14 protein-coding genes are annotated in these 17,793 nt (G+C 72.5%); 8 read left to right on the top strand and 6 right to left on the bottom strand.

The features are described from left to right. The first annotated feature begins 148 nt into the window (after positions 1-148). From ACQ5SO_RS14420 to ACQ5SO_RS14385, 8 genes are all read left to right on the top strand, one after another. A complete protein-coding gene (locus tag ACQ5SO_RS14420) occupies positions 149-919 on the top strand; it encodes an SDR family NAD(P)-dependent oxidoreductase (protein ID WP_430942314.1) in 771 nt (256 codons plus the stop codon). Between the two features lie 431 nt (positions 920-1,350). Continuing rightward, positions 1,351-2,445 carry a TRAP transporter substrate-binding protein gene (locus ACQ5SO_RS14415; RefSeq protein ID WP_430942313.1) on the top strand — a complete coding sequence of 365 codons (1,095 nt, stop codon included), beginning with the start codon at positions 1,351-1,353 and terminating at the stop codon, positions 2,443-2,445. A 246-nt stretch (positions 2,446-2,691) separates the two neighbouring features. Then, on the top strand, positions 2,692-3,783 hold the full coding sequence (locus tag ACQ5SO_RS14410; RefSeq protein WP_430942312.1) for a TRAP transporter substrate-binding protein: 1,092 nt from the start codon (positions 2,692-2,694) through the stop codon (positions 3,781-3,783). Positions 3,784-3,987: 204 nt separating this feature from the next. Beyond that, complete coding sequence (locus ACQ5SO_RS14405) at positions 3,988-4,998, top strand: TRAP transporter small permease subunit (protein WP_430942311.1); 1,011 nt, start codon at positions 3,988-3,990, stop codon at positions 4,996-4,998. 18 nt (positions 4,999-5,016) lie between these two features. Then, positions 5,017-7,695 (top strand): TRAP transporter large permease subunit, encoded by a 2,679-nt coding sequence (locus ACQ5SO_RS14400; protein WP_430942310.1) that lies wholly within the window; start codon positions 5,017-5,019, stop codon positions 7,693-7,695. A gap of 148 nt (positions 7,696-7,843) precedes the next feature. Next, positions 7,844-8,218: a hypothetical protein gene (locus tag ACQ5SO_RS14395; protein ID WP_430942309.1), complete on the top strand. Its 375-nt coding sequence runs from the start codon at positions 7,844-7,846 to the stop codon at positions 8,216-8,218. A gap of 4 nt (positions 8,219-8,222) precedes the next feature. Further along, the gene (locus tag ACQ5SO_RS14390) at positions 8,223-9,107 is read left to right on the top strand and encodes a hypothetical protein (protein ID WP_430942308.1); all 885 of its coding nucleotides are present in this window, start codon (positions 8,223-8,225) and stop codon (positions 9,105-9,107) included. Continuing rightward, on the top strand, positions 9,104-9,577 hold the full coding sequence (locus tag ACQ5SO_RS14385) for a hypothetical protein (RefSeq protein ID WP_430942307.1): 474 nt from the start codon (positions 9,104-9,106) through the stop codon (positions 9,575-9,577). Before ACQ5SO_RS14390 ends, ACQ5SO_RS14385 begins: the two co-directional genes overlap by 4 nt. A 55-nt stretch (positions 9,578-9,632) precedes the next feature. Here ACQ5SO_RS14385 and ACQ5SO_RS14380 read toward each other — a convergent pair whose 3' ends face one another. The 6 genes from ACQ5SO_RS14380 to ACQ5SO_RS14355 form a co-directional block, all read right to left on the bottom strand. Beyond that, positions 9,633-10,946: an NAD(P)/FAD-dependent oxidoreductase gene (locus tag ACQ5SO_RS14380; RefSeq protein WP_430942306.1), complete on the bottom strand. Its 1,314-nt coding sequence runs from the start codon at positions 10,944-10,946 to the stop codon at positions 9,633-9,635. 137 nt (positions 10,947-11,083) lie between these two features. Next, entirely contained in the window at positions 11,084-12,694 is a 1,611-nt protein-coding gene (locus ACQ5SO_RS14375) for a formylglycine-generating enzyme family protein (RefSeq protein WP_430942305.1), read from the bottom strand. 3 nt (positions 12,695-12,697) lie between these two features. Continuing rightward, positions 12,698-13,915: a hypothetical protein gene (locus ACQ5SO_RS14370; RefSeq protein ID WP_430942304.1), complete on the bottom strand. Its 1,218-nt coding sequence runs from the start codon at positions 13,913-13,915 to the stop codon at positions 12,698-12,700. Continuing rightward, entirely contained in the window at positions 13,912-14,682 is a 771-nt protein-coding gene (locus ACQ5SO_RS14365) for an ABC transporter ATP-binding protein (RefSeq protein WP_430942303.1), read from the bottom strand. Before ACQ5SO_RS14365 ends, ACQ5SO_RS14370 begins: the two co-directional genes overlap by 4 nt. After that, complete coding sequence (locus tag ACQ5SO_RS14360; RefSeq protein ID WP_430942302.1) at positions 14,679-16,658, bottom strand: VWA domain-containing protein; 1,980 nt, start codon at positions 16,656-16,658, stop codon at positions 14,679-14,681. The genes ACQ5SO_RS14365 and ACQ5SO_RS14360 overlap by 4 nt, the downstream gene beginning before the upstream one ends. A gap of 11 nt (positions 16,659-16,669) precedes the next feature. Next, positions 16,670-17,776: a hypothetical protein gene (locus ACQ5SO_RS14355; protein ID WP_430942301.1), complete on the bottom strand. Its 1,107-nt coding sequence runs from the start codon at positions 17,774-17,776 to the stop codon at positions 16,670-16,672. Positions 17,777-17,793 lie beyond the last annotated feature (17 nt).

Genomic DNA, 17,793 nt, shown 5'->3' with positions numbered 1-17,793 from the left:
GACTTGAGTGGGGAAGAGTGGGAGAGAGAAGAGGAAGGGAGGGTGGGGGACGCCTAGGCCGGACCCTTTGGCGGCGCGCCGGCCCCGACACGCCTCCCCCCATTTTTTCCGGCGCGCGCCGTCGCGCCGCCTGACACGGAGCAGCTGCATGAGCTTCAAGAACCCGTTCGACCTCACCGGCAAGGTCGCCGTCGTCACCGGATCCTCCCGCGGGATCGGCAAGTCCATCGCCGAGCACATGGCGTACCTGGGGGCGAAGGTCGTCGTCTCCTCCCGCTCGCTCGACGCCTGCGGGCCGGTGGCCGAGGAGATCCGCGCGAATGGCGGCGACGCCACCGCCATCCCCTGCAATATCGGCCGCAAGGACGAGGTCGAGGCGCTGCTGAAGGGCGCCGAGGCGGCCTACGGGACCATCACCTCGATGGTCTGCAACGCCGCCATCAACCCGGTCTACGGCCCGATGTCCGAGCTGCCCGACGCGGCGTTCGAGAAGATCATGAAGTCGAACGTGCTGTCGAACATGTGGCTCGCCACCGGCGTCGCGCCGGGGATGAAGAAGATCGGCGGCGGCTCGATCACCATCGTGTCCTCCATCGCCGGGCTGCGGGCCGCGGGGATGATCGGCGGCTACGGCATCTCCAAGGCCGCGGACATCGCGCTGGCGCGCAACTACGCCCAGGAATGGGGCCCGGACAACATCCGGGTGAACTGCATCTGCCCCGGCCTGGTGAAGACCGATTTCGCGAAAGCGCTGTGGGAGGACCCGGAGCGCATCAAGGCGACGAATGAAACCGTGCCCCTGCGCCGGATCGGGGACCCGGAGGATATCGGCGGCATCGGCGCCTTCCTCGCCTCCGACGCGGCGCTGTTCATCACCGGGCAGACCGTGGTGGCCGATGGCGGCGTGACCGCGGTCTGAGGCCCTGTTCGCCCGGCGCCCCTCGCACGGGCGCGCATGGCCCGCCGGATCCCCTCCGGCGGGCTTTTTCGCGCGCAGCGCGGCGGGGGGACGGCCGGGGGGAATCGGGCCCCGGCGCGGGGGCGGGGGCAGGGGGCGGCCGCCCGGCGCCGGGCCGCTGCGCTAGCGCGAAGCTCGCCCGGGTCAACGATTATGGATTGCAGAAGCCATGCGTGCGCCGCATGTCCGATCTGCAAAAAATCATTTACATGTGTACGAGTTTGAATCCGCCCCGCTTCGTTTTCAGGTTTCTCAAAGACAATAATATTTTCAGGCACTTGCTGCGCATTCACCTTGCGGCGCCCGGCGCGTTCATGATCACTTCCCCGCGAAATGGCCGCCGCTGCGCACGTGACGCGCCGCGGCGCCGGACTTCGAGAAAGGGAGATCTCATGGACCGCCGTCTGTTCCTGAAGGGCGCCGCCGTCGCCGCGCCGGCCGCCGCCGCCTCGACCCTCGCCGCCCCCGCCCTGGCGCAGGAGCGGGTCGAGATGAACATCGTCTCCACCTGGCCGCGCGACTTCCCGGGCCTCGGCCTCTCGGCCCAGCGCCTGGCGGCGCGCATCGCCGAGATCTCGGGCGGCGAGATCATCGTCAACTACTTCGCCGCGGGCGAGAAGGTCGGCGCCTTCGACAGCTTCGACTCCGTCGCCAACGGCGACGCGCAGGCCTATGTCGGCTGCGAGTACTACTGGACCGGCAAGCACCCGGCCTTCGCCTACTTCACCACCGTGCCCTTCGGTATGACCGCTTCCGAGTTCAACGCCTGGATCAACTATGGCGGCGGCAAGGAGCTGTGGGCGAAGCTGTCGGCCGATTTCGGCTTGACCGCCATGCTGTGCGGCAACACCGGCACCCAGTCCGGCGGCTGGTTCAACAAGGAGATCGAGACCCCGGACGACCTGCGCGGCCTGAAGATGCGCATCCCCGGCTTCGGCGGCACCGTGATGTCCAAGCTCGGCGCCTCCACCGTCTCGCTGCCCGGCGGCCAGATCTACGAGAACCTCGTCTCGGGCGCCATCGACGCCACCGAGTGGGTCGGGCCCTATAACGACTACTTCATGAAATTCTTCGAGGCGGCGCGCTACTACTACGTCTCGGGCATGCACGAGCCGGGCGCCTCGATCGCGCTGGGCGCCAACCTGCCCTGGTGGGAGGGCCTCTCCGAGACCCACCGCGCCATGATCTCGGCCGCGGCCGAGGAAGAGAACGCCCGCCAGCACCAGCAGGCCGTCGCCAACAACGGCGCCTACCTGTCGCGCCTCGTCACCGATCACGGCGTCGAGACCCGCAGCTTCAACGAGGAGGTCTGGGACGCGTTCGGCGAAGCGGCGATGGAGGTGCTCGAGGAGACGCGCGATCACTCCGACATGGCGGCGCAGATCACGGACGACTTCCTCGCCAAGCTGCGCGAATACGCGACCTATCTCGCGGTCTCGGAAACCGAGTTCGCGAACCAGCGCAACCGCGTGCTCGGCCTCGGCTGAGCGTCGCCGGGGTCCGCCGGCCCGGTCCCGTCCGGGCCGGCGGACCCCCTTGGCGGTTGCGGTTTCGCCTGATGCGCGACGTGCGCCTGCGAAAGACCGGACGGAAGTTCGCCCCGGGGGCGAATTTCCGACCGGACGGTTGAAGATTCACCGTTGTGGGACCTGCGACGTTTTGATTTAGTCGGCCTCGCAGGACGCGCCCTCCCCCCAGGGGGGTGCGGAAAGCTTCCAACGGGAGGAATTTACATGGATCGTCGTCTGTTTCTGAAAGGCGCGGCCGTCGCCGCGCCGGCAGCCGCCGCCACGACCCTCGCGGCCCCGGCCGTCGCGCAGGATCGTGTCGAACTGAACATCGTGTCGACCTGGCCGCGGGACTTCCCCGGCCTCGGCACCTCGGCCCAGCGCCTGGCCCGCCGCATCGGCGAAATCTCCAACGGCGAGATCGTCGTCAACTACTTCGCCGCCGGCGAGAAGGTCGGCGCGTTCGACAGCTTCGACACCGTGGCGAACGGCGACGCGCAGGCCTATATCGGCGCCGACTACTACTGGACCGGCAAACACCCGGGCTTCGCCTACTTCACCTCCGTGCCCTTCGGCATGATCCAGGCCGAGTGGAACGCCTGGCTGAAATTCGGCGGCGGCCAGGAGCTGTGGGACGAGCTCTCGGGCGAGTTCAACCTCAAGAAGCTCACCTGCGGCGGCACCGGCACCCAGGCCGGCGGCTGGTTCAACAAGGAAATCGAGACCGCGGACGACCTGCGCGGCCTGAAGATGCGCATCCCCGGCCTCGGCGGCACCGTGATGTCGAAGCTCGGCGCCTCCACCGTCTCGCTGCCCGGCGGCCAGATCTACGAGAACCTCGTCTCCGGCGCCATCGAGGCGACCGAGTGGGTCGGCCCGTACAACGACTACTTCATGAAATTCTATGAAGCGGCCAAGTACTACTACACCTCCGGCATGCACGAGCCGGGCGGCGGCCTCGCCTTCGGCGTCAACCGCCAGTTCTGGGACGGCCTGTCGGCCCACCACCAGGCGATCCTGACCGCCGCCTGCATGGAAGAGAACGCCGCCGCGCCGGAAGAGGCCGTCGCGAACAACGGCGCCTACCTGTCCAAGCTGGTGAACGAGCACGGCGTCGAGCTGCGGTCGTTCAACGAGGAAGTCTGGGACGCCTTCGGCGAAGCTTCGGCCGAGGTGTTCGAGGAGACCCGCGCCCACTCCGCGCTCGCGGCCAAGATCGACGACAGCTACCAGGGCGCCCTGCGCGAGTTCGGCGGCTATCTCAAGATCGCCGACATCGAGTTCGCGAACCAGCGCAACCGCGTGCTCGGCCTCTGACGGCCGGGCAGGGCCGGGCCCCCGACCGGGGCCCGGCCCGCTTCGAATTCAGGCCGGGCCGCGCCGCCGTTCAGGGGCGCGGCCCGGTCCGTTCCGCGCGGCGGGGGCCGCGCCTTGCAGCCCGGCGTCCTCTTCGGGGGAGGAGACGCCGGGGCAGCCTTACCGCCGCGACCGACCCCGCGGCGGCTCGTCAGGGAGCACTTCATGACGCATGCCGAACAGCTTTCGCCGCGCTACGGCGCCGCCGGGGGCAATGACGGCTGGGACGCGCTGGTGCGCGCCTTCGCCTGGATCAACATCGCCATCCTCGGCGTCTTCGTGCTGGAGACGGTCCTGGTCTACGGCGCGCCGGAGGTCCCGGCGCCGTCCGAGGCCTTCGCCTCCGGCGCCCCCGGAGGCTGGGTGATGCTGCTGCTCTATCCCGCCGCCGTGATCGGCGCGGTCTGGGCGGTGATGCGCACCCCGCTGCGCGGCCTGCGCGAGGATTCGGACCTCGTGACCGCGATCAACCGCTACATCATCCGCGGCGCCTTCTTCGCGGTGCTGTTCATCGGCCTCGCCGACGCCGCCGTGTCCTTCGTGCGGGTCGAGGAGATGCTCCCGGCCCTCGTCGGCGACGAGATGGCCTCGAAGCTCGGCCGCTCGGCCTATCGCGGCCCCTATATCCACGTGCCGCTGTTCTTCCTCGGCTTCATCGTCGCGATCTTCACCCGCACGCTGGGCTTCACCTGGCTGGCGCTGCTGATCGTCTGCGCCGAGCTGGCGATCGTGCTGACGCGCTTCATCTTCTCCTACGAGCAGGCCTTCATGGGCGACCTGGTGCGCTTCTGGTACGCGGCGCTGTTCCTGTTCGCCTCGGCCTACACGCTGCTCGAGGAAGGCCACGTGCGCGTCGACGTGTTCTACGCGGGCATGTCCCCGAAGACCCGCGGCTGGGTCAACGCGACCGGCTCGGTGCTGCTGGGCATGACCCTGTGCTGGGTGATCCTGGTGCTGGGCATGGGCGGCAAGACCGCGATCGTGACCAGCGCGATGTCGAACTACGAAATCTCCCAGGCGCAGCTGGGCATGTACACCAAGTACTGGATGGCCGGGTTCCTCGCGCTCTTCGCCGGGACCATGCTGATCCAGTTCGCCGGCTACATGATGGACGCGGTGGCGGATGTCCGGGGACAGCCCGGCGGCCGCGACCACGACCAGCACGCAAACGCCTGATCCGGGACGCATCGACCTATGGAACTTCTCTTCCTCGCCATTCTCGTCCTGACCATGGCCTTCGCGCTCGGGTCGGGATACCCGGTGGCCTTCGCGCTGCCGGGCTCCGCCATCATCACCTTCGCGCTCGCGGCCGGGACCGGCTACGTGCTTGAAGGCAACGCCGACGCCTACTTCCTGCACGGGGGGCCGATCAGCTGGCTGAACGCCGGCGTGACCAACCTCAGGGGCGTCTACTGGGAGGTGGAGCGCGATACGCTCATCGCCATCCCGCTCTTCATCTTCATGGGCATCATGCTGCAGCGGTCGAAGATCGCCGAGGACCTGCTGGTGACCATGGCGCGGCTGTTCGGGCCGATCCCGGGCGGCCTCGGCATCTCGGTGGTGTTCGTGGGCGCGCTGCTGGCGGCCACCACCGGCATTGTCGGCGCGACCGTGGTCGCGATGGGCCTGATCTCGCTGCCCGCGATGCTGCGCAACAACTATTCCCAGCCGCTCGCCACCGGCGCCATCGCCGCCTCGGGCACGCTGGGGCAGATCATCCCGCCCTCGATCGTGCTCATCATCCTCGCCGACCAGCTGGCCTCGGCCGTGGACCAGGCGGGCACGATGCGCAAGGAGCTGCACAAGATCGCCACCGGCGAGCTGTCGATGCCGTCCGAGTACGCCGTCGTCTCCACCTCGGCGGGCGAGATGTTCCTGGGCGCGCTGGTGCCGGGCCTGGTCCTCGTCGGCCTCTACATGGCCTACATCCTGATCTTCGCGATCCTGCGTCCGAAATCCGCCCCGGCGGTGCATTCGGAAGGGTCCTGGGACGTCGCGTTCTGGGGCCGGGTCTTCGTCGCCCTGGTGCCGCCGCTGGCGCTGATCTTCCTGGTGCTCGGCTCGATCATCGCGGGCGTCGCGACGGTCAACCAGGCCGGCGCCATCGGCGCGGCGGGCGCGGTCGTGATGGCCGGCTACCGGCTGCGCGAAGGCGAGGAGCGCCAGTACTGGCCGGCGGTCCTGTTCCTGGGCTCTCTGGCCGCGCTGGCCCTCGTGCTGGCCTGGACCCCGGTCAACATCAAGGCGCTGAACACGGACGAGGAGCGCCTCGCGCTCAAGCTCGCGCTCGCCTGCACCGGCGGCATGCTGGTCGCGCTGCTGTGGTCGGGCAAGCGGGTGCTCAAGATCGACAACACCATGAACGAGGTGATGATCGAGACCGCCAAGACCTCCTCGCTGGTGTTCATCATCCTGCTGGGCGCGGCGATGCTGACCTCGGCCTTCCGCGCCTTCGGCGGCGAGGAGCTGGTGAAGAACTTCCTCGAGGGGCTTCCCGGCGGGTTCTGGGCGCAGTTCGTCATCGTCATGGTGGTGATCTTCGTCCTCGGCTTCTTCCTCGACTTCATCGAGATCGCCGTGGTCGTGGTGCCGATCGTCGCCCCGATCCTGCTGTCCGACCCGTCCGCGAACATCACCGCGGTGTGGCTGGGCGTCATGATCGGCCTGAACATCCAGACCTCGTTCCTGACCCCGCCCTTCGGCTTCGCGCTGTTCTACCTGCGCGGCGTCGCCCCGGCGGCGGTGAAGACGGTGTCGATCTACAAGGGCGTGGTGGCCTTCATCTCGCTGCAGATCCTTGCCCTCGTCATCGTCGGCATGAACCCGGCGCTGGTGAACTACCTGCCCAACCGGGTGAACCTGCTGGCCGAAACCGCGCCGCCGCCGCGCAACCCGTCGCTGCAGACCTGCATCGAGGAATACGTGTGGGAGGAGGTCTCGACCTCCGACCGCGTGCGCGGCGCCATCGCCACCGCCCAGGGGATCGACCTGTCGGCCCTGCCGCAGTCGATGGCCCGGGACCTCGCCGGCGCCTTCGAGGAGGCGGGCAAGGCGCTCGACGCCCTCGCCGAGGCGCAGGAGGCGGCCAAGGACGTCTACGCGGCGGCCCCGGCCTACCGCCCGGTCCACAGGGCGGTGCGCGCGCTGGAGAAGCAGATCCGCATGGCGCAGGAGCGGGCGGACGAGGCGAAGACCGGTCTTCAGCGGATGCTGGACACCGATCCGGAGTCGCTCCGGGCCGAGTACGAGGCCCAGCTGGCCGAGGCCGAGGCGGAGATCGCGGAGCTGACCGCGCAGATCCCCGCGGACTGGGAGCAGACCTACAAGGCCTTCGCCGAGCTCGACAACCGCGAGACCAACCTGCGCCGGTCCTACCGCCGCAGCGCGGACCAGGGCTATGAGCCGGTGCAGGAGACGCTGGCCGTGATCGAGGCGACCGAGGCGTTCGCCGGCCTCGAGGACGCCCTGCGCGACATGCGGGCCAAGATCGCCGCCATCGTGGAGAACGGCTACGAGAAGGCCGAGCTCGACGCCCTGGTCGAAGAGGTGACCGAGCTGCGCGGGACCGTCGGCGACGTCGAGGGGGCGCGCGACGTCCGCTCGGGCGTCAACGGCGCCCGCTCGGCCCTGCGCGGGCGCAACCCGGACCCGGAGAAGGCGCTGGCCGAGATGGACGAGGCGCTGGCCGAGTGGGAAGCGGGCGTCGCGTGGCGCGAGGCCGCCCGGACCTCGGTCGCCCCCGGCCTGCGGGCCTATCTCGACGCCGCCGGCGACACGATCGGCCTGCGCAGCAAGGCGCGCATGCCCGACCATGTCGCCCTGTCGGTGGCCGCCTGCCGCGCGGATCACGAGGACATCTCGCTGCACTTCTGATCCCGCCCGGACGGGCTGACGAACAGGGGGCGCGGGCCGCAAGGTCCGCGCCCCTTCGCGTTGCGCGCCCTTTGTCCGCCGCGGGGGCGCATTCGGCGTTATCCTTTTCCCGGTTCGAATCGTGTCAGCGCAGTGGGAGGACGACGTCATGGCCGAGGACATCAAGGTGCAGGGCTTCGTGGACAAGCTGACCGAGAGCCTGGGCCGGCTCGCCACGCTCGACGTCACCACCGTCTGCACGGATGTGAGCGTGACGCTGGCGCCCGCCGCCCCCGACGCGGTGATGGGCCGGCTCCAGGTCTCCGTCGACGCGCAGGACGCCCGGGTCGCCCATAGCGGGATCAACATCGCCACCGGCGACGTGAAGGCGCTGCTGCCCAAGGATTTCTTCAGCCCCGACCAGGCCGAGTTCCGGGAGTTCCACAAGGCCCAGGTGCAGCTGTCGCGCGAGATCATGGAGACCAACGTCAAGCTGGTCGGCGACGTGCTTGCCAAGGTGATCGACGCCGCGCGGGACCGCTGAGCGGGTGGTCTTCGGCGCGAAGACCCCCGCCGATCCCGACAAGGGCGGGCGCCAGGTCCGGCCCTCGACCTGGCTGGCGGACCGGTTCGAGGACCTCGTGCATATCGAGGTCAACACCATCGAATCCACCAACATCACCGGGCGGGCCATGCCCGGCCCGGTGCAGGCGATCGAGGAGATCGCGAGCAGCTTCGAGCGCTATCTCGTGGCCGCCCCGGGGCGCGACCCGGTGGATTCCGAGGGCATGGCCCCCCGCTTCGACGCCGCCGACGCCGGCGTCCGGGACATGCCCGCGGACCGGCTGACGCTGGCCGAGGCGCAGGCCTCGCTGCGCCATGCCATCGACATCGGCGCCCCGCGCGCCACCCCCGCCCACATGGTGCGCATCGTCGAGGCCGCGCTGGCCGAGATCCGGGCGGTGGAGCGCGACAGGCGCGGGCAGGACCCGCGGACCACCATCCTCTATCGCATCTTCCGCAACGCCCAGGCGCTCTTCGGCGTTCTCGCGCCCGGCAAGGCCGACACGGTGGCGGCCTGGCGCGCCGACACCCTGGTCGACTGGCGCGCCGCGGCCCCGGCCGAGCGGCACGTGATGATGGAGGCCGAGCTGACCCCCGGCGGCGCCGAGGCGGTGAAGGCGGACCTGCTGCGGCGCCTGAGCAAGGAGCAGCGGATGCAGATCCGCAAGATCTGGGAGATCAAGACCGACCGGATCCAGTTCCAGACGGTGCTCCAGCTCGACGGCGACGTGGTCACCCGGCTTTCGGCCGCGAAGCCGCGCCGCCCGGAGCTGGCCAAGGAGATGCACGAGCGCGGCGTGCGCCTGTCCTTCGATTACTGGAAGACGGTGCTGACGCTGCTCGAGACCCTGCTGACGGGCCGGAAGTGAGCGCCCCGGGCGCGATCCTGCAGGCGGCGCGCGACCTCGAGGCGCTGGCGGGCGAGGGGCTGACGCTGGTCTCTCCCGCGCCGCCCGGCGGGGGGGCGGGGCGGGCGCCCCCGGCCTCCTCGACCCCCTGGGCCTCGACCCCCTTCGCCTCGACGCTTGTGCAGGCCGATGGCGACATCGTCACCCGGATCTCGCCCGCCGCCGACGCGGCCGCGCTCGAGGCGCATATGGCCATGGTGGCGGCGCGGCTGCGCGGGCTGGGGCGGCTGGCCGCGGCGCCGGGCCGGATCGCGGCCTTCGTGCGGGTGTGCGTGCTGAACGCCGCCTTCCTGACATGGGACGGCGCCGGGGCGGGGGCGGCGGCGGCGCAATGGGCCTGGACCGTCGCCCTGCCGCTGCTGGCGCCGCTGGCGCGCGAAGCGGTGCGGCGCGGGCTGATCGGGGCGGCGAAGTGGAAGCTGGGCCTCTGACGGGTCCCCTGGCGGGGCCTCGCCGGGCGCGGGCGCGGGGCGGGGCGCGGGGGGCCTAGCGCAGCGCGTGGGTCAGCGTCGCCCCGGCCTCGACCCAGGCGGCGCGCAGGCCGGCCAAGGGCTCGGCGTGCCGGTCCACCGGCGCCAGCGGCAGGGCGCCCTCGTCCCCGTCCAGCAGCGCCCGCGCCGCGGCGGCGCCGAACACCGTCCCCGGCCCGATCCCGCGGCCCGAATAGCCGAACACGGCGAGGCCCGGCGCGTCGCCCCCCCCTGCGCCCCCTCCTGCGCCGCGGCCAAGCCGCATCACCTTGGGCACGTGGTCCCCGGTCATGGCGATGCGGCCCTGCCAGCTGTGCTCGAACGCCATCCCGGCGGCCTCGGGGAACAGCGCCGCCAGCGTGCGCCGCGCCCAGGCGGCATGGACCCGGCCGCCCGGCCCCTCGACGTCGCCGATGCACCCCAGGATCAGCCGCCCCGCCGCGTCCATCCGCCAGGAGCGCATGACCAGCGAGGTGTCCCAGCACCCCTCGCCCCCCGGCATGATCCGGGCGCGCAGCGCCCCGGGCAGCGGCGCGGTGGCGAATTGCGAGAAGTGCACCCCCACGCTGCGCGGCGCGGGCGCCCCCGCGGCGTCCCGGTGATAGGCGTTGGTGGCCAGCAGCAGCGCCTTCGCGCGGACCTCTCCGCCCGGGCTGCGCACGATCCATGCGCCGCCCTCCTGCCGGACCGAGAGGGCGGGGGCGTTCTCGTGGAACACCGCGCCCGCCGCCGCCGCCGCCCGGGCCAGCCCGCGGCAATAGGCCAGCGGCTGCACCGTGCCCGCGCGCGGGTCGAAGAGCGCGCCATGCACCCCCGCCGCCCCGGTGCGCCGCGTCGCCTCGGCCGCGTCCAGGATCTGCAGCGGCGCGCCCATGCGGTTGCCCTGCCGGAACCTGTCCTCGAGATCCGCCATGCCCGAGGGGGCGTGGGCGCAGTGCAGCGTGCCCGCCCGCACCGCCTCGCATTGAATGTCGTGCGCGCGGATCCGGTCGAACACCGCCTGCGGCGCGGCCCCGAGCGCCGAGAGCAGCCGGTCCGCCGGCCCCTCGCCCATCGCCGCGCGCACCTGGTCGGGCTTCATCCACAGGCCCGCATTCACCAGCCCCACGTTGCGCCCCGAGCCGCCATGGCCGATCCGCGCGGCCTCGAGCACCCGCACCTCGGCCCCGCCCTGCGCGGCCTCCAGCGCGGCGCTGCAGCCGGTGAAGCCGCCGCCGATGACCAGCAGGTCCGCCTGCGCGCGCTCCGGCTGGGGCGCGGTCGGGGCGGTCTCGGCGCAGCTGTCCTGCCAGAGGGACGGGGCGGGGGAGGGGGGCGAATCGTGGGTCATCGCGCCAGCCTAAGCCCCCGCGCGCCGGGGGCGTGAGAGGGTTTCGCGCCTGTCGCGCCGCCCGCCTCCGCCCGCGCCCGCGTCCCTATCCGCCCGGGTCTGGCCGTCGCCCGGCCGCCGCCCGCCCCGCCGCCGCGTCAGCGGATCGCGGCGCGCACGATCTCCTCGCGCGGGGCGTCGGGCGCCGCGCGCACCATCTCCACCGCCTCGCGCATCCGCACCACGTCGGGCACCAGCCCGCCCTGGTCGCGGCCGTCGAGCTCGATCGCCAGCACCTCGCCCTCCTGCTTCACCGCCTCGGGGGAATGCTTGGCGGTGATGTCGTAAAGGCTCGAGAGGAAGATGCTCTCGGCCCGGGCGAGGTTCTCCTCGTGCCGGGCGATGGCGGCCCGCAGGTTGTCGCGGGACTTCTCGTAGCGGGGCACGAGGTCCTCGGGCAGGTCGCCCCCGGCCAGGCTGTTCTCCACCACCCCGAGAGTGCGGGCGTTCTTCTCCATCGCCGCGCGCTCCTGCCGGATCCAGTTGATCAGCGTGGCCCCCGACAGCAGCGACAGGCGCATCGAGCGGGCCTGCGCCTCGTCCCGCGCGCGGCGGTCCTCGATGATCTGGGCGCGGACCACCTCCAGCTCGTTGCGCGTCTGCAGGTTGGTGGTGTTCCGGATCAGCTCGTCCAGCACCGGCACCGGGTTGTCGCCGCCGCCCTCGCCCGACAGCTCCTCGAACTGGGCCATCCACTGGTCGCGGATGCGGTTGGTCTCGGCCAGCGAGCCGTTGACGACGGTGGAGAGCATGGGCCGCATCCCGAAGGTCTCCAGCGCCGTCGCCTTGCCGTCGGTGGCGGCGAAGAACGCCCATTCGGAGCGCAGCGAGGAGCGCAGCTCCTCGGGGTAGGAGGCGATGGAGCCGCCGCGGGTCACGAAGCCGCCGATCTGCCCGTGCCGCCGCCCGAAGCGGTTGAGGCGGAACGGCTCCAGCGCCAGTTCCTCGACCCCGCCGAACAGGCCGTGGAAGCCGAGCGGGTTGGGCTTGCGCATCCCGATCGGCCGCAGCGCGCCGTTGGAGGACCGCCGCCCCTGGTGCCAGGCGTATTCCGAGACCCCCTCGGGCATCGGCGGCAGCGGCGCGCGGAAATCGGCGTCGTCGAGCGCGGCGCCCCCGCGGGCGGCGTATTCCCATTCCACCTCGGTCGGCAGCCGCACATAGGCCGGGCCGCCGCCGGTCTCGGGCAGGGCGGCGGGGGCCTCGGCGCGCAGCCACTCGCTCCAGGCGCGGGTGAACTCGATGGCGTCGAACCACGAGAGGCCCCCCATCGGGCGGGCGCCGCGGCGGCCCGGCTCGGGGCAGGCGTCGCCGGCGAGGGCGGCGTACTGGTCCTGCGTGACCTCGTATTTCGCGAGGTAATAGACCGACTTGCCGTCCAGCTCGAAGCCGCCGCGCAGGTGCTCGGTGCGGAAGTAGTCCATGTAGCCGGTGTCGGGCGTGGCCCCGCCCAGCTGCACGCTGCGGTCGTCCATCGGGTTCGAGAGGTCGACCGGCGTCTCGACCGGCAGGAAGGCCATGCCGCCGCCGCAGGGCAGGGGCAGGTCGACCTGGCCGGGCTGCGGGCCCGCGGGGTCCCACAGCTTGCGGTCCCAGGCGATGGCTGCGCCGTCCTGCGCCGCGGCGGGCGCGGCGGCGAAGGGCGCGGCGGCGGCGGCGGCCAGCAGCGCGGCGACGAGCAGGGAAGGGGGCGTGGCGGCGGTGGTCATGGATCAGCCTCCGGCTCTGACGGCGATGGCGGGGTCGGTGGCGGCGGCGCGGCGCGCGGCGGCGGCGGCGGCGACCAGCGCCACCGCCAGCACCCCCGCGCCGACCCCGAGGAACACGGCCGGGTCCAGCGGCGCGATCGGCCCCGACCCGCCCGCGCGCCCGGCGAACACGGCCTCGAGCGCGGCCGAGCCCCCGGCGACGATGGCAGAGGCTGCGAGCCAGCCCGCCAGCGCGTAGGCGCAGGCCTGGGCCAGCGTGAACAGCGCCAGCGCCCGCGGCCCCAGCCCGATCAGCGCAAGGAAGGCCAGCGCGCCCTGCTTGCGTTCGACATTCGACCAGAACAAGGAGGCGAGCGCGCAGGCCAGCCCCAGCCCCGCGCAGACGGCGAGCACCCCGAGCGCGGTCCCGACGTCCTTCTCGAGGCCCAGCAGCGGCGCGATCTCGCCCTCGCGCGATTGCACCGTCACGCCGAGCTCGTCCGAGAGGCGCAGCGCCAGCGGGCCGACATCCTCGATGCTGCGCGCGTAGATGCGGAAATTCTCGTACCGGGTGACGCGGCCCTCCAGCGGCGGGCCGTCCGGGGCGCCGTAGGCGGGCAGGGCGTGGCCGTCATAGAAGGCCTCGACCTCGTGCACGAAGCCGGTGGGCACGACCAGCACGTCGCCCCCGACCCGCCCGGGGGCGAGGACATGGACCACCTCGGCCTCGAGGCGCATCCGCGCGGTGGGGGGCGAGCCGCGGGCGGCGCGCAGCTCGATCCGCGCGCCGGGGCCGACGCCCCACTTGCGCGCCAGCGCGGGCGAGAGCGCGACCTGGCCCGGCCCGATCTCCAGCCCTTCGGGCAGCAGCGGGTCGCCCGGCTCGGTCCCCATCAGCCCCGCGCGCTCATAGGCGCGGGCCTCGGGGGGGCGGGCCTCGAGCCGCCGGGCCAGCGAGCGTTCCTGCGGGGCGATGAAGGCGATCTCGGGCCAGCCGCGCAGCCGCGCGAGGTCCTCCTGCGTGAAGGCGTGGTTCCCGGTGATGGCGATGCGGCGCATGTTCGGGTCGGCGCGCAGCGCGTCGACCACGGCGCCCATCACCCCGGCCTTGATGGCGAAGAGCAGCATCAGCGGCGCCAGCACCCCGGCGATCAGCGCGACGACGCCGAGGACATGGGCCGGCTCGCGCGCCATGTCGCGCAGCGCCAGCCGCAGGGCGAGGCGGGGGCCGGGGCGGCTCATGCCCGGGGCTCCATGCCGGGGGTCTCCAGCCGCGCCTCGGCGTCGTGCTCGTCCCCCGCGACGCGCAGCGCCAGGCGCCGCCCGGGCAGGTCGTCGAACACGTGGGTCTCGTGCGTCGCCACCAGCACCGCGGCGCCGAACCCCTCGGCCAGCGCCGAGAGGAGCTCCGCCACCCGGGCCTTGTTCGGCGGGTCGAGCGCGGCGGTGGGCTCATCCGCCAGCACCAGCGCGGGGCGGTGGACGATGGCGCGGGCCAGCGCCGCGCGCTGGCGCTGCCCGACCGAGAGCGCCCGCGGCCAGGCCCCGCCGAGACCCCCCAGCTCCAGCGCCTCCAGCACCGCGTCGGCCAGCGCCCTGTCGGGCCGCCCCGCCGCCTGCTGCGCCAGCGCGAGGTTCTCGGAGACCGTCAGGAAGGGCGCCAGCCCGCCCGATTGCAGAAGGAAGCCCAGCTTCTCGGCCCGCAGCCGCGCCAGCCCCTCGCGGTCGCCCCGCGCGAACAGCGCGGCGGCGTCGGCGGCCTCCGCCCCCGCGCCGATGCGGAACAGCCCCGGAACCTGCGGGCGGCGCACCAGCCCGATCATCTCCAAGAGCGTGCTCTTGCCCGACCCGGAGGCGCCCGAGAGGACGACCATCTCTCCCGGCGCGACATGCAGCGCGTCGACGCGCAGGCGGAAGCGGCGCGAGGCGTCGCCGAGCTCGTGCCGCAGCCCCTCGATCGCCAGGGCGGCCTGCGCCGGGGCGGAGGACGGGGCCGCGGCCGCGGTCACGGCAGCGCCTCGAGCGGCAGCGCGAACACGTGTTCGCCCGAGGGCGCGCCCTCGTAGAGCGCGGTCCACAGCGCCGGGTCGTCGTTGAAATGCTCCAGCAGCTGCAGGCGCGATTTCACCCGGTCGAGCGTGCGGCGCCGTTCGGCCCCCGAGGCGTTGGCCCAGCGTTCGGGCGTCATCTCGGCCAGGATCGAGCTCGAATAGGGCAGCTCGTCCAGGTACTCGGCCACCGCGTCGTCGAGGCTGCCGAACTCGGCGTTCACCAGCGCGCCGGGGTTCTGCGCCATCCGCGCCAGCGCGCCGCGCAGCAGCTCGAAGAACTCGTCCTCGCGCATCTGGCGCTGGGTCATCTCGCCGAGCGTGGAGATCTCGCGCAGCACGTCCGCCATGGTCGACAGCTCGTTCTTGGTGATCAGCAGCCGCACGTCGAGCGCGGGCACCAGCGGGTTCTCCAGCGACTTGTCCATCGCCCAGAAGCGCAGCAGCGGCGGCGCCTCGGCGTTCACCCGGCGGCCGTGCCATTCCAGGCGCATGGCCAGCGAGGCGAGCTCGCGCGGGGACAGGTTCCCCTCCTCGGCCTCGCGCTGCAGCTCGTCGGTCGGGGGCGCGCTGTACTCGCCGATCACGAAATCGGCGAAGCTTTCGACCCGCGGGCGCAGCGCGCCGTAGGGATCGGCGCCGCCGGTCAGGTCCACCGCCTCGTAGACCGGGCTGCCGTCGACGGGGTTGCGCGTCATCTCGGCATAGGCGGCGGCGGCGACGGCGTGGTTGGCGACGCCGTCCGAGGTCTTGATGTGGATGGCGGCGAGCTGGACCTTCTTGGAGCGCGCCGCCTCGCGCAGCGCCCCGGCGTCGAGCTCGCGCAGCGCCTCGGGCAGGGACGCGTCGCCCTGCCGCTTGGGCCCGGCGTCGCTGATCACCACCACGTAGCGCTGCTCGATCGGGCCGCCGTTCGGCCCGGCGTTCTCCCAGCCGGGCATGTTGATCGCCTCCCACACCCCCGAAGCGGCGTCCTCGTTGAAGCCGATGGTGGAGGCGGTCGCCTGCTTGACGGCCGAGAGCTTGGCGTTGACCGTGCCCGGGGTCTGTTCGTCCGAGAGCGCGAGGAAGGTGCGGGTGCGGTACTCGATGTCCCGCTGCGGGTCGGCCGCCTTCGCCGCCTCGACGCTGTCGCGGAAGCCGACGAGGCCGAAGCGGGTGTGTTCGCCGGCCGGGCTGGCCTGGATCCGCTCCACCGCCGCCTTCACCGCGTCGCGGGTCGCCTCGATATAGGGCTGCATCGAGCGCGAGGTGTCGATCACGAAGACCACGCCCGCGGTGCGCTGCTCCTCCTCCGGCTCGTCCTCGTCCTTGTCGCCCAGCGGCAGCGAGGCGAGTTCGAGCAGGCGGATGATCTCGAAGGTCATCGGGTGCTCTTCCTCGCGCCAGTCGAGGATCGGCAGCAGGTAGAAGTTCTGCAGGATGTCCACGTGCTCGGCCGGCTCGATCGACACCACCTTCTCGGCCGCGCCCTCGGACTGCAGCTTGCGCCGCAGCTCCCGCGCCATGGAGATCGCGGCCTCGTGCTGGACCACTTCCTCGAGCGCGGGGGCGTCCTCGAAGAAGATCTGCCGCTCGCGCCCCGCCGGGTTGGCGAAGGAGACGACGATGTTCTGCTTCCACTCCACCATGTCGTCCGCCTTCGCCCAGCCCTCGGGGCCCGAGGCGACGCCGCGGCCGACCTCGATCCAGCCGTCCTTGCGGTCATAGACATAGAGGGGCTGGAACGGGGTGATCCCGGCCTTGCGCGCGCCGCCGGGCGCGGCGAAGAGGCTCGCCTCGTCCTTGGCGAGGACGCGCTGGTAGATGGTGGTCTTGCCCTCGACCAGTTTCGGCAGGCGGTCGGCGGCGAGCGCCGCGGTGGGCGCGGCGGCCCCGGCGGCGGCGAGGCCGCCGAGGGCCAGGAGGGCGGCGCGGGCGAGGGCGAGCGAGGGCATCGGCTTCCTCCTCAGTTGCAGTGGATCATGGCCAGCAGCTTCGCCTGCTGGTCCGTGGCGCCGCGCAGCCGGGTGCACAGGGCGTTGAAGCCCGCCTCGGCCTCGGCCGAGCCCGCCTCGACGGCGCGCTTGTAGTAATCGGCGGCGTATTCTGCGCTCGGCTCGCCCAGCGGGCGGGCGTCGACCTCGGCGGCCGGGTCGTACCACTGCGCGAAGCGGGTCAGGGCGCCCGCGTCCCCGGCATCGGCGAGGATGCCGAGCAGCCGCACCTCGAGGTCGACCTCCCCGGCGGCGCGGCACAGCTCGGCGAAGCTGCGCAGCGCGTCGTGGTCCGGCGTCTCGGCCTGGACGACGGGCAGGATGTCCTCGCGGGTGCAGGCGGGGGCGGCGGCCTCGTCGACCGGCTCGGGCTCGGGTTCCGGTTCGGGCTCCGGCTCCGGCTCCGGTTCCGGCTCGACCGGCTCCTCGACCGGCGGGTCCTCCGGCGCGGGCGCGGGCGTCGCGCCCGGGCCGAAGAGGAAATACCAGGCGGCCCCCGCGACGGCGAGCAGGAGCAGCAGCAGCACGATCAGCAGCCCGGTCTTCGAGCCGCCCTTTTGCTCGGGTTCGGGCCCGGGCCCGTCCACCACCACGGTGCGCGGGATCTCGGCCGGCTCCTGCGGCTCCGGCTCGGGCGCCGGGGCGGGTTCGGGTTCGGGCTCCGGTTCCGGCGCGGGCGGGGCCTTCGCGGCCGGGCGCGGGGCCGAGGCCTCGAGCGGGCGCTGCATGGTCCCGACGCCCCCGGTCCCGGCGGCGTCGGGCGCGGGCAGGATCGTCTCGGGCCAGTCCAGCGCCGCCTCCTGGCCCAGCTCGGGCAGGACCAGCGTGAAGGGCGTGTAGGCCTCCATCTGGTTCACGATCTCGGGGCCGACGCGCAGGAAGGCGCCCTTGCCGTCGGCCTCGACCGTGTAGGGGCCGAAGCTGTGCGCCCCGCCCTGCCATTCCTGCGGGCCGAGCCATTCGTCGGTGTCCGCGCGGCGGATCTGGACCGAGATCCCGGCCCCCGCGGGGGCGGGGCAGCGGATCAGCGCGCCGCCGCCGAGCCGGCGCTTGGGGTCCTTGACGATCTTGATGCTCATCTCGCGTCCTTCCCGGC

The organism is Rhodovulum sp. DZ06 (genome assembly GCF_050586345.1).
GTDB lineage: Bacteria > Pseudomonadota > Alphaproteobacteria > Rhodobacterales > Rhodobacteraceae > JBOCEF01.
This window is presented reverse-complemented; position numbering and strand designations above follow the sequence as displayed.

Excerpts from the sequence above, each read along its gene's own strand:
- ACQ5SO_RS14420 (WP_430942314.1), top strand. The coding sequence starts at position 149 with ATGAGCTTCAAGAACCCGTTCGACCTCACCGGCAAGGTCGCCGTCGTC.
- ACQ5SO_RS14415 (WP_430942313.1), top strand. The coding sequence starts at position 1,351 with ATGGACCGCCGTCTGTTCCTGAAGGGCGCCGCCGTCGCCGCGCCGGCC.
- ACQ5SO_RS14410 (WP_430942312.1), top strand. The coding sequence starts at position 2,692 with ATGGATCGTCGTCTGTTTCTGAAAGGCGCGGCCGTCGCCGCGCCGGCA.
- ACQ5SO_RS14405 (WP_430942311.1), top strand. The coding sequence starts at position 3,988 with ATGACGCATGCCGAACAGCTTTCGCCGCGCTACGGCGCCGCCGGGGGC.
- ACQ5SO_RS14400 (WP_430942310.1), top strand. The coding sequence starts at position 5,017 with ATGGAACTTCTCTTCCTCGCCATTCTCGTCCTGACCATGGCCTTCGCG.
- ACQ5SO_RS14395 (WP_430942309.1), top strand. The coding sequence starts at position 7,844 with ATGGCCGAGGACATCAAGGTGCAGGGCTTCGTGGACAAGCTGACCGAG.
- ACQ5SO_RS14380 (WP_430942306.1), bottom strand. The coding sequence starts at position 10,946 with ATGACCCACGATTCGCCCCCCTCCCCCGCCCCGTCCCTCTGGCAGGAC.
- ACQ5SO_RS14375 (WP_430942305.1), bottom strand. The coding sequence starts at position 12,694 with ATGACCACCGCCGCCACGCCCCCTTCCCTGCTCGTCGCCGCGCTGCTG.
- ACQ5SO_RS14370 (WP_430942304.1), bottom strand. The coding sequence starts at position 13,915 with ATGAGCCGCCCCGGCCCCCGCCTCGCCCTGCGGCTGGCGCTGCGCGAC.
- ACQ5SO_RS14360 (WP_430942302.1), bottom strand. The coding sequence starts at position 16,658 with ATGCCCTCGCTCGCCCTCGCCCGCGCCGCCCTCCTGGCCCTCGGCGGC.
- ACQ5SO_RS14355 (WP_430942301.1), bottom strand. The coding sequence starts at position 17,776 with ATGAGCATCAAGATCGTCAAGGACCCCAAGCGCCGGCTCGGCGGCGGC.